This is a genomic window from Pseudomonas trutticola BRTCR10 (assembly GCF_056155105.1).
Map to the genome: position 1 here is coordinate 4,502,463 of NZ_CM149552.1, position 11,263 is coordinate 4,513,725.

At 59.0% G+C, this 11,263-nt stretch carries 10 protein-coding genes; 4 read left to right on the top strand and 6 right to left on the bottom strand.

What is annotated here, in order from left to right; genetic code table 11:
- Nucleotides 1-66 precede the first annotated feature (66 nt).
- The 4 genes from ACVVH8_RS20415 to ACVVH8_RS20430 all read right to left on the bottom strand — a co-directional run bounded on the left by ACVVH8_RS20415 (nt 67) and on the right by ACVVH8_RS20430 (nt 4,317).
- Complete coding sequence (locus ACVVH8_RS20415) at nt 67-1,479, bottom strand: aspartate aminotransferase family protein (protein WP_213026173.1); 1,413 nt, start codon at nt 1,477-1,479, stop codon at nt 67-69.
- Between the two features lie 143 nt (nt 1,480-1,622).
- On the bottom strand, nt 1,623-2,108 hold the full coding sequence (locus ACVVH8_RS20420; RefSeq protein ID WP_103304800.1) for a GNAT family N-acetyltransferase: 486 nt from the start codon (nt 2,106-2,108) through the stop codon (nt 1,623-1,625).
- 206 nt (nt 2,109-2,314) lie between these two features.
- Entirely contained in the window at nt 2,315-3,637 is a 1,323-nt protein-coding gene (locus tag ACVVH8_RS20425) for an ATP-binding protein (protein ID WP_103304799.1), read from the bottom strand.
- Nucleotides 3,637-4,317 (bottom strand): response regulator, encoded by a 681-nt coding sequence (locus ACVVH8_RS20430; protein ID WP_103304798.1) that lies wholly within the window; start codon nt 4,315-4,317, stop codon nt 3,637-3,639. Before ACVVH8_RS20430 ends, ACVVH8_RS20425 begins: the two co-directional genes overlap by 1 nt.
- A gap of 414 nt (nt 4,318-4,731) precedes the next feature.
- On the opposite strand from ACVVH8_RS20430, the gene ACVVH8_RS20435 reads away from it, so the two are divergent.
- The 4 genes from ACVVH8_RS20435 (at nt 4,732) to dsbG (ending at nt 8,867) form a co-directional block, all read left to right on the top strand.
- Nucleotides 4,732-5,415 carry a hypothetical protein gene (locus ACVVH8_RS20435; protein ID WP_475225984.1) on the top strand — a complete coding sequence of 228 codons (684 nt, stop codon included), beginning with the start codon at nt 4,732-4,734 and terminating at the stop codon, nt 5,413-5,415.
- A 97-nt stretch (nt 5,416-5,512) separates the two neighbouring features.
- Entirely contained in the window at nt 5,513-7,246 is a 1,734-nt protein-coding gene (dsbD, locus tag ACVVH8_RS20440) for a protein-disulfide reductase DsbD (RefSeq protein ID WP_103304796.1), read from the top strand.
- Nucleotides 7,246-8,121 (top strand): TlpA disulfide reductase family protein, encoded by an 876-nt coding sequence (locus ACVVH8_RS20445; RefSeq protein ID WP_103304795.1) that lies wholly within the window; start codon nt 7,246-7,248, stop codon nt 8,119-8,121. Before dsbD ends, ACVVH8_RS20445 begins: the two co-directional genes overlap by 1 nt.
- On the top strand, nt 8,097-8,867 hold the full coding sequence (gene dsbG / locus ACVVH8_RS20450) for a thiol:disulfide interchange protein DsbG (RefSeq protein ID WP_315445898.1): 771 nt from the start codon (nt 8,097-8,099) through the stop codon (nt 8,865-8,867). Before ACVVH8_RS20445 ends, dsbG begins: the two co-directional genes overlap by 25 nt.
- Nucleotides 8,868-8,901: 34 nt before the next feature.
- On the opposite strand, the gene ACVVH8_RS20455 is transcribed toward dsbG, so the two are convergent.
- Nucleotides 8,902-9,990 carry a hypothetical protein gene (locus tag ACVVH8_RS20455; RefSeq protein ID WP_475225986.1) on the bottom strand — a complete coding sequence of 363 codons (1,089 nt, stop codon included), beginning with the start codon at nt 9,988-9,990 and terminating at the stop codon, nt 8,902-8,904.
- A gap of 106 nt (nt 9,991-10,096) precedes the next feature.
- Nucleotides 10,097-10,912 carry an alpha/beta fold hydrolase gene (locus ACVVH8_RS20460; RefSeq protein ID WP_475225989.1) on the bottom strand — a complete coding sequence of 272 codons (816 nt, stop codon included), beginning with the start codon at nt 10,910-10,912 and terminating at the stop codon, nt 10,097-10,099.
- Nucleotides 10,913-11,263 lie beyond the last annotated feature (351 nt).

Genomic DNA, 11,263 nt, shown 5'->3' on the forward strand with positions numbered 1-11,263 from the left:
GTAAGGGTGGGCTGCACATCGGATGCAGCCGGGTATGTAGAAAGAACGTTCGGCGCGGCGAAAAATTTACACAGCGGCGGTGGCGGCAGCCAACGCACGGCCGAAAATCTCGGCGACGCGGTCGATTTCCGCTGCGGTGATCACCAGCGGTGGCAGGAATCGCACCACAGCACCATGACGACCGCCCAGCTCCAGAATCAGACCGCGCTTGAGACATTCGCGCTGCACCAGTGGCGCCAGACGCGCAAACGCGGGGGGATGGCCGAGCGTATCCGGCGTGCCCGTTGGATCGACCAGCTCAACGCCGAGCATCAAACCACGGCCTCGAATATCACCGAGTTGCGGGAAATCGCGCTGCAGGATGTACAGGTGTTCGCTCAGGCGCTCGCCCATGGCAGCGGCGTGCTCGCAAACCTTGTGCTCCACCAGATAACGCATCACGGCGGAACCGGCGGCCATCGCCATCTGGTTGCCACGGAACGTGCCGGCGTGGGCACCCGGTTGCCAGGTGTCGAGCCAGTCGCGATAAACCACCACCGCCAGCGGCAGACTGCCGCCAATGGCTTTGGACAGCACCACCACGTCCGGCGTAATACCGGCGTGCTCAAAGGCGAACATTTTGCCGGTGCGGGCAAACCCACTCTGGATCTCATCGACGATCAAGGCTACGCCAGCTTTCTCGGTGATGCGGCGCAAGCCGCGCAGCCATTCGATGTCGGCTGGAATCACACCGCCCTCGCCCTGCACCGCCTCGACGATCACCGCCGCCGGCAATTGCACGCCGGCTTCGGGATCGTTGAGCAGGTTGTCCAGATAGCTCAGGTTAGCTTTCACACCCGCCTCGCCACCGAGTCCGAACGGGCAACGGTAGTCATACGGGAACGGCATGAATTGCACGCCGCTGCTGAGCAAGGCGCCCAGCGGCTTTTTCGGCCCCAGGCTGCCCATCAGGCTCAACGCCCCCTGGCTCATGCCGTGATAACCGCCGGAGAACGACAGCACGGTGCTGCGCCCGGTGGCGGTGCGCACCAGTTTCAGCGCGGCTTCGACAGCATCGGTGCCGGTCGGGCCACAGAACTGGATTTTCGCCTGCGCCGCCAGTGCCGGCGGCAGCAGGCCGAACAGATCCTGGACAAATTGATCCTTGACCGGCGTGGTCAGGTCCAGCGTGTGCAGCGGCAGTTCATCGGCCAGCACCTGCTGGATCGCCTCGATCACCACCGGGTGGTTATGCCCCAGTGCCAGCGTGCCAGCCCCGGCCAGGCAATCGATGAAGGTCCGGCCCTCAACGTCCTCGACGTACAGACCCTTGGCGCGTTTGAGTGCCAGCGGGATGCGGCGCGGATAGCTGCGGGCATTGGATTCCTGCCGGGCCTGACGGGCCAGCAGTGGCGATTCGTTGAACTGGTACAACGTTTCTGCTGGCGCCGAGCTGACCCGGGCCGATGACTCTTCGATAAGGCTGGTGGCGACTGACATCTCTCGACCCCTCAATTCGCTATGGATTGTGACCAAAACAGCACACCGGACAGGTGCGCATTCCGGTTGCGGGGCGCACTTGCAGGTTTTCCTGTTCTGGAAACGCTTAAGCGAGGCGAGGATTTAGCCCCTTGAGCGACTGATCATCCGGACATTGCCAGTGGCGTGGACATGGGCAGGATCTGCAAGCCTTTATGGACGAGGCGTGGGGCAGATTCGCGGTAGCCGAGATGGCGATAAAACGCTTCCCCGGTGCGCGTGCTGTTCAGGTGCGCATGGAACACACCACGCCCTCGCAGCCAGCCTTGCAGATCGCTCATCAGCGCTCGCCCTGCGCCCCGGCGAAAGAATTCCGGTTGAACGTGGCAGAGCACAATGTCACCACTGGCCTGAGCCATGCCGACACCGACCGGTTTGTCCGCCAGCAAGGCGATACTCAGGTAGAAGCGCGGATCGGCCAGCCGGGCACTGATGTAATCGGCGGACTGCTGACCGATCCAGTCGCTGACAAGTTGGGGGTCATTGCGATGATCGAGCGCGCAACCGAAGCGGATCGAGCGTTCGATGATACGGCTGATGATTCCGACGTCGGCCAGAACGGCCGGACGAATACAGATGGGTGCTTCCATGGCGCTGTCCCCTCAATCCATTGAGTCAAAGCTGCGCTGACCTTAGCGTCACCGCCAGCGAATAACCAATGGAGAGAAGTTACATTTGATGTGCGCCCCCCTGTAGGAGTGAGCCTGCTCGCGATAGCGTCCGTTCATTCCCCACTCATGGGACTGAACGATTGCTATCGCGAGCAGGCTCACTCCTACAAGGGAAAGTGGTGAATTCAGACGGCTTGCAACGGCATGGTCAGCTCGACGCGCAAGCCATCCGGGCGGCTGTCGAAATGCAGAGCACAGTCGCAACGCTGGACGATCGCCTGGACAATCGCCAGGCCGAGGCCGCAGCCGGTGCTCTGGCCGTTGCGCCAGAAGCGCTGGGTCAGATGCTGCAGATCATCCTGCGCAATGCCCGGGCCATGGTCACGCACGACGAAACGTACGCGGTTGCCAATGGTTTCCAGACGTAACTCCACCGCACAGTCCTCAGGGGTATGGCGCAAAGCGTTATCAAGCAGATTGCGCAACGCAGCAATCGACAGCACCGCAGGCATGTGCAACGGCGCTGTGGAAAGCTCGGGCGGCAGGTGCAACTTGATCCGCAGACGCTCACCGCCCGTGGCATCGGCAATCGCCAGCCTGGCCACTTGCTCGGCGCTGCATTGCGAGCCATCGTCGAACGACAGGCTGCCCTCCACCCGCGCCAGCAACAGCAATTGTTCAAGCGTGCGATGCAGCCGGTCGGCGCCTTCCTCGGCCCGCGCCAGCGACTGATCGCGGGCACTGCCGTCGGTCATCCGCGCCACTTGCAGGTGCGTCTTGATCGCTGTCAGCGGGCTGCGCAATTCGTGGGCGGCATCACCGGTCAATCGACGTTCACGTTCAAGGGTCTTGCCGATGCGCTGGAACAGTTGATTCTGGGTGTCGAGCAACGGCTTCAATTCGCTGGGAAACGACTGCAATTGCAACGGCTCAAGCGAGTCGGCATTGCGCCGCATCAAGGCTTCGCGCAGGCGGTTGAGCGGTGCCAGCCCCTGGCCGATGCCCAGCCACAGCAGGCACAGACAGCCGAGCAGCGCCACACCGACAGGCACCGAAGCCGCCAGCAGGATCGACATGTTCAGGGCTTCGCGCTCGATTTGCCGATCCGCCGTGGTGATCCGCACATCGCCGCGAGCCAGGGTGAAGCTGCGCCATGGCGCTCCATCGATCATCTGGTCGTGAAAGCCCATTTTTTCGGCCTCCAGTGCTTGTTCGGGATGGTTGTGACTGCGGGCAAGAATTTCCCCGCGCAGCGAACTGACCTGACACGCCATGCCGCCGGGAATGTTCAGTTGCTCGGCACTGAAATGGGTGCCCTCGCCCTTGCTCGGCAGCGCCGGCAGTTGCTCCAGCAGCCCGGCGACCATGCGCGCCGACGCCACCAGACGCTGGTCGAGGGAGAACATCATCTGGTTGCGCAGATCGCTGAGCATCCAGGCTGCCGCCAGCGCCCAGATCAGCGCGAACGCAGCGCCGAGGGTCAGGCTCAGGCGCAGTCGCAGGCTCATCACTTGCCTTGATCTCCACCATCGGCCGGGCCCAAGCGATAGCCCAGACCGCGTACGGTTTCGACGATGCCTTTGCCGAGTTTGCTGCGCAGGTGATGGATATGCACATTCAACGCGTTGCTTTCCAGCTCATCGTTGAAACCGTAGACGCTGTCCTTCAACTGCTCGGTCGACAGCACCCGGCCGCGATTGTGCAACAAGGCCTGCAACAGTGATTGCTCACGTCGCGACAAATCCACCGGTTGTCCGGCCAGGGTGGTTTCGCGGCTGCTCGGATCGTAGGTCAGCGCGCCGTGTTCGATCAGGTTGACACTGCGCCCGGCCACTCGCCGCAACAAGGTCTGCAGACGCGCGAACAGCTCGCGCAGATCGAACGGTTTAAGCAGGTAATCATCCGCGCCGGCCTGCAAGCCATCGACCCGGTCGGTGACCGAATCGCGCGCGGTCAGAATCAGCACCGGAATTTCCAGACCGTGCTGGCGCAGCTGCTGCAACAGTTTGAGACCATCTTCGTCGGGCAGGCCGAGATCAAGCACCATGACATCAAACTCGGCAACCTTGAGCATCGCCCGCGCCTTGGACGCGGTGTTGACGTGTTCGACGGTCAGCCCCTGAGCCGTGAGACCGGCAACGATGCCGCTGGCGATCAGCTCGTCGTCTTCGCAAACCAGTACGTGCATGGGTGCTCCGTGAATAAAAAGGCGAGTGAAGCAGGCGAGGATTAAGCGGCAATTATGGCCGTCACCGAGGTTCCCGGGAAGGCGGGATAAAAACCGCTGCATAAAACCTGGCGCGAAAAGCCACAGTCACCGGGCGTTCAATCCTCTCTCACTAATAAAGAAACACTTTTCGCCTATATATAAACAGCCCAATCAATTAATTTAAAACCGACAACTTAAACAGCCACAAAATTGATATGTAGAACATATCCAAACTATAACAAATCGTCTCTATTGACTGGCTCCCCGGCCCGAAAAAAAATCGATAACAGCCATTGACTCGAAATTATGCGCAACTTAATCACTTCATGAAAGAGCTAGCGCAGAGCAACTCAAAGCAACACATTCACCCTATTTAAATTAAAGGATCAAGATATGCCCGCATTAAAAAATTTTGTCGCCGTGGATTGGCGTTCCGGAAAGGACCGGATCTATTTTTTCTTCAAAGACACCAACACTTACTCTCGATTCAATATCGGCGATAATGAAGTTCCCTCCGGTTATCCGAGACCGGTTGCCGGAGGCTGGGATACCCTCACTGATATGACGACCTTGCGTTTCGGCTTTACTACGACCGGAATCCCCAGGCAAGACGTGTTCTTCGACGATCGTGACATCCTCTGGTTGTTTTCTTATCAGGATGGAATTCCGACAGTGAACTGGTACAACCAGGACACCGACAAGAACATGGGTTTCCAACGCGTTGAAGAATCAATATGGTATCGCCTGCTACCTTATTTCGATCGCATCATCGGAGGTTTCTGGCTGGGGTCCACTATTTCAGGCGAAAAGTTTCAATTCATTCTGAATGATGGCCATTGTCTCTCTCTGAACCTGACGACCGGCAAGATCTCACGCGACACTATCAACCAAAACAACTGGCCCGGTTTATCGCGTTTTAAAGATCGAATTATCTCAATGGTCACAAATGATGTGACAGACCCCACAAGGATCTATTTCTTCCTTACCAACAATGAGTACTTGACCTATTCAGGTACAAGTGTACATGGCCCCTACGAGGTTGATGAAGGGCGCTGGCCAGGCTTGTTGCGCGACTGATTGGCCAATCATGGAGGGGCTTGTAGGATAGGGTTAATTATCGGTTAATCGACGCCACCCATTCTGCATCTCACTTGCACAGGGACAAGGCTCCTCCATGCGTCATTTTTTTCTTTTGTTTGCTCTGCTGATCTCGGGCCTGGCCCAGGCGGGAAGTAATCCTTTCGAAACGAAACCGGAATTCTTGCCGGTCGATAAGGCGTTCGTCCTCACCTCTGAACGTCTGGAGTCCGGTGAGAATCAGCTGTTCTGGCAGATTGCCGACGGTTATTACCTGTATCAGAAACGCCTGAAATTCGATGGACTGGCCGCTGAGCAGCAGCCAGCCTTGCCCGAAGGCGAATCCCACAGCGACGAGTTTTTCGGCGAACAACCGGTCTATCGCCAAGGCCTGGAAGTGAAAATCCCGGCGGCGGCCACCGGTCAGATCAAAGTCAGTTATCAAGGCTGCGCCGATGCTGGCCTGTGTTATCCGCCGCAAACCCGGGTGATTGACCTGGGCGGTAAAGCGACCCCGGCTGCCGGCGCCGAAGCACCGGATCAAGCGCTGGCCAGCAGCCTGCAGCAACGGGCGCTGGGCTGGAGCCTGCTGGTGTTTTTCGGCCTCGGCCTGCTGTTGGCCTTCACCCCCTGCACGTTGCCGATGCTGCCGATTCTGGCCGGGATGATTGTGGGGAGTGGCGCGACGCCTCGCCGAGGTTTCGCCTTGGCTGGCAGTTATGTGATCTGTATGGCGCTGGTCTATGCGGCGATGGGCGTGATTGCCGCGCTGCTTGGAGCCAATCTTCAGGCGTGGTTGCAAAATCCGTGGCTGCTGGGTGCCTTCGCGGCCGTGTTCGTGGTGCTGGCGTTGCCGATGTTCGGCTTCTTTGAATTGCAATTGCCGGTGGCGCTGCGAGATCGGCTGGAACATGCCTCGCGCAGTCGCAGCGGCGGCAGCCTGATTGGCGCCGGCGTACTCGGCGCGCTGTCGGGCCTGTTGGTCGGCCCGTGCATGACCGCGCCACTGGCCGGCGCGTTGCTGTACATCGCACAGAGTGGCAACGCCCTGCACGGCGGGTTGATTCTGTTCTCGCTGGGGATCGGCATCGGTGTGCCGTTGTTGTTGCTGGTGACCGTCGGTAATCGCTTCCTGCCAAAACCCGGCGAGTGGATGAACCTGCTCAAAGGCGTGTTCGGTTTCCTCTTCCTCGCCACGGCCTTGCTGATGCTGCGCCCGGTGCTCGATCCATCGTTGTGGCTCGGTCTGTGCGGCGCCCTGCTGTTGATCGCGGCTTATTGCGCCTGGAAACAGTCGGAAGGCTTTGGTCGTGTTGCACAGTTGTTCGGTGCTACGGGATTGCTGCTTGGCTTGTGGGGCAGCTTGCTTGTCATTGGCGCGGCAGGCGGCAGCGACGATCCGTATCAGCCATTGCAGGTTTACAGCGGCGGCCGTGTCGCCAGCGCTGCACCCAGTGGTCATGACGCGTTCATCACGATCAACGACCCCGCAGCGCTGCAACGCGAACTCGATACCGCCAAGGCACAGGGCCAATGGGTCCTGCTCGATTACTACGCCGACTGGTGCGTGTCGTGCAAAGTCATGGAGAAGCAGGTGTTCGGCAAGGACCAGGTGATGCAGGCGTTGAGCGACGTACGCCTGCTACGCCTGGATGTCACCGCCGACAATGCCGCCAGCCGTGAACTGCTCGGCCGTTACAAAGTGCCGGGGCCGCCGAGCTTTGTCTGGATCGGCGCCAACGGCGAGGAACGACGCAGCCAGCGCATTACCGGTGAAGTCGATGCCGAGACGTTTCTGCAACGCTGGACCACCACCCGAGACGCCAACTGATGCTGACATTCACCCTCGGCACCTTTGCCATCGCGCTTAACCACCTGCTGCTGATCAGTGCATTGGCACTGGCGACCTTCGTCGGCTGGCGGGTGGCCAAACGCGGCGGCGATAATCCCGAGTCGGCGCTGTTCAGCCTGTTTCTGCTGGGCATGCTCGCCGCCCGCGTTGCGTTTGTCGCTCTGTACTGGAGCCACTATCGCAATGATCCATGGCAAATCGTTGACCTGCGCGATGGCGGTTTTCTCGCCTGGCCGGGGGTGATTGTCTTGCTGCTCGCCGCCCTGTATCGCGGCTGGCGTCGTCCGGGTTTGCGTCGGCCGTTGGGGTTTGGCGTGGCCAGTGGTGTGGTGTTCTGGTTGCTGGCGACGCTGTCGCTGAACATCTACGAACAAGGCACTCGGCTGCCGAACATCGACCTGCGCAACGCTGCCGGGGAGACGATCAAGCTCAGCGACTATCAGGGCGGCCCGCTGGTGATCAACCTTTGGGCGACCTGGTGCCCACCGTGCCGGCGTGAAATGCCGGTACTGGAAAATGCCCAGCAGCAACGCCCGGACCTGACCTTCCTGTTCGTCAACCAGGCCGAAAGCATGCAGAGCGTGGCGACTTTTCTCGAAACCCAAGGCCTGAGCCTGAACAACGTGTTGTTTGATCGCGGCGGTCGACTGGGCCAGGCCGTGGGTTCCATGGCATTGCCGACTACCCTGTTCTATAACCCTGATGGTCGCCTGTTGGCCAGCCACCTGGGCGAGTTGTCCAACGCGAGCCTGGCCCGCGCCCTGGAAAACTTCGACGTCCCGAATCCTGATTCGACTGCCGTACCGGCCACCTCTGCAAGGAAACTGCCATGCCCCGCCTCCGCCACCTGCTGACGCTGACCCTGGGCACTGCCCTGCTGCAACTGCCGTCGGTTCAGGCCGCCGAAGAACTGCCCGCTGCGATCAAGCAGATCGAAGCCAAGGGCGCAAAAATCGTCGGCCAGTTCGACGCACCGGATGGTTTGCGCGGTTATGCCGCGCAATACCAGAACCGCGGCATGGCGCTGTACCTGACCCCGGACGGTAAACACGTGCTACTGGGCAATCTGTACGATGCCGACGGCAAAGACTTGAGCAGCGAGCCGTTGCAAAAACTGGTCTACGCACCGCTGGCCAAGGAAGTCTGGGCCAAGTTCGAGGCGAGCAACTGGATTCAGGACGGCAATAAGGATGCGCCACGCACCGTGTATCTGTTCAGCGATCCGAACTGTCCGTATTGCAACATGTTCTGGGAACAGGCCCGCCCTTGGGTCAAATCCGGCAAGGTGCAGTTGCGGCACATCATGGTGGGCATCATCCGCGAAGACAGCCCGGGCAAATCCGCCGCACTGCTGGCGGCCAAGGATCCGAGCAAAGCCCTGGAAGATCACGAAAAGGCCGGCAAGGGCAGTTCGCTCAAAGCCTTGAAGGACATTCCAGCAGCGGTGCAGAGCAAACTGGCGGTAAACATGCAGTTGATGGAAGACCTGGAATTGCAGGCGACGCCGGCGATTTTCTACATGGATGACAAGGGTGAACTGCAACAACAGCAAGGCGCGCCTTCGCCGGACAAGTTGGCAAAGATTCTCGGGCCTAAGTAAAGATCACGGGCTCCTGCATCAGGTGCGGGAGCCATTACCACTCGCATCGGCCGACGATGTCATCCAGATTGTCTGCCGTCCCCTGTTCCTTCAAGAATGACGTGACCTCGGCGACCCACTGCTGATCTGACGCAATGCCAGCCCAAGCGTGGGTGCCCGCGCGATGGTAGGGGCGATCGTCAAACGTGTTGATCAGTGCCTGATTCAATGTTCGTACATCAAAGTCCGGATTTTTCGCGTTCTGCATCATCAGTGAGCTGAACACCCGCTGTTGCGTCTCTTCGCACAATTTGACCTGCCGAGCGTCAGTGGAGCTCACGACAATAAAAGTGGGTTGGACATCCTCATCGAGCGCTGCCTGCAACCGATAGTGCCCATCGATAATCACGTATGAGCACAACCCTCCCACGTACCACAGCAATACCGGCGGCAAACTGCCCTCTCTGGCTTTCTTACGCCACCACTTGAGACGACCTGCCAGCGGGTCCACCGCATGCACGCCGATAATATGGCCCAGATCCCAATCGAGCCAATGCACGGTTTGCGCTTGCACGTTATCGAGAATGCCCTCACCACGTGCGTACCAGTTCGGCAAATGACTGGATGCATCAGGTAGTGTGGAGAAATACCAGCCACTTGAGCCATCGCCGGATTTACTGCGCCCGGCATGGGGCAACATTGGTCGCGCCACCCAATGGCCGGGGTAGAGAAAATCGGCCTGATTCTCCATCAGCTCGTTAATGAAGTAGCGACACCAGCCGCGTATGCGCTGGTCGGGAGGTAACTCAAAGTGTTCCTGAACGTCAGCCGAGCCAATAGCGGGGACGGATGGCGAATCCGCTTGAATGGGCTGAGGGTTGCGCACCAACCACGCGCCGTAATACGAAGTGGCGATAGTGCCCCAGAACAACGGGACGTCATTGAGCATCAACCTCATTCGAGCATTGTTGCCACTGAGCAAATGCAGTGGCGGTTTGCTCGACTTCGAGCGTTTGACCTCAACGCTCAGCCCGACCCAGTTTTCCTCAAGATCCTTGAGATCCCGCCAGTAAAATTGCTTCACAGCAGATCCTTTACGAACATCATTGCGGGCAAAGCCCCACAAGTTTTCATCGTCGTTCACAAGTCCGCTGTAGGAGCTGTCGAGTGAAACGAGGCTGCGATTTTTTGATTTTTAATCGTAAAAAGCAAGATCAAGAGATCGCAGCGTGCCGCAGTGCCTGAAGAGTTTATTGATTGCGGTCCGCCAAAAACTTCAGCAATACCTCATTCACAAACTGCGGATTCTCCAGATTGGAGATATGCCCCGCCTCCGGCACCAATGCCCACGGACAGCCAATCAACTCCGCCATTTCCTGTGTCTCCGACGGTGGTCGTGGTTTGTCCTGATCACCGCACAGCACTAGCGTGGTGGCCGCATTCAGCTCGCCCAGACGCGACAACAGATCATCACGGCCAAACGTGATGCGCCCCATCGGCACGATGCTTTGACGCAGTCGATCGGCGGAATAACCCGCCAGTTTTGCGCGGAAGTCCTGATAAAGCGCCGACTGTGGATCAATGCCCGGGCGGAAGAAAATCGGCACGACAATGTCGAGCAACTGCTCGCTGATCTCACCGCTTTCTTCGATTTGCTTGAACAGCGAGAAGTAATACTGACGCGTGGGTTCGGGCTCTACGCCGACATAGGTGTCCATCAACAGCAGACCGTTGACCCGCTGTGGAGCCGAGAGTGCCAGACGCACGCCCCACATGCCGCCGACCGACAGGCCGACCAGAGTGACCTGGTCGATCTCCAGATGATCGAGCAACGCCTCGGCCTGCCGGGCGATGTCATTCAGTGATGTCGTGCCATCCGGCAAGCGTGCGGACTCGCCATGGCCCCAGAGATCCAGCGCAATCACCCGGTAGTGCGGTGACAACGCGGCGATTTGCGGCGCCCACATGGCCTGATCCCACAGATAACTACCGGCCAGCAGCACGGCCGGGCCGGTGCCTTGATCAATGTAATGAAGCGCTTGTCCGTCCACCGTGAAGAAAGGCATCGACCACCCCCGCGACAAAAAAAGAGAACCGGCAGACTGAGCTGCCGGTTCTGGATCGTCAACCTTGGAAATGTACGTGAATGTACCGGTTGAATTGTGTTGAACGCACTGACGCCATCGCTGGCAAGCCAGCTCCCACAGGTTCAGCGGTAAACAAAAAATTTGTGCACACACTCAATCCCTGTGGGAGCTGGCTTGCCAGCGATGAGGCCGGAAAAGACGCTAGAGATTACAAGCCCTCCAGCTCCGCCATCAGGTCATTCAAGCGATCTACCTCCCACAGGTTCAGCGGTAAACAAAAAATTTGTGCACACACTCAATCCCTGTGAGAGCTGGCTTGCCAGCGATGCG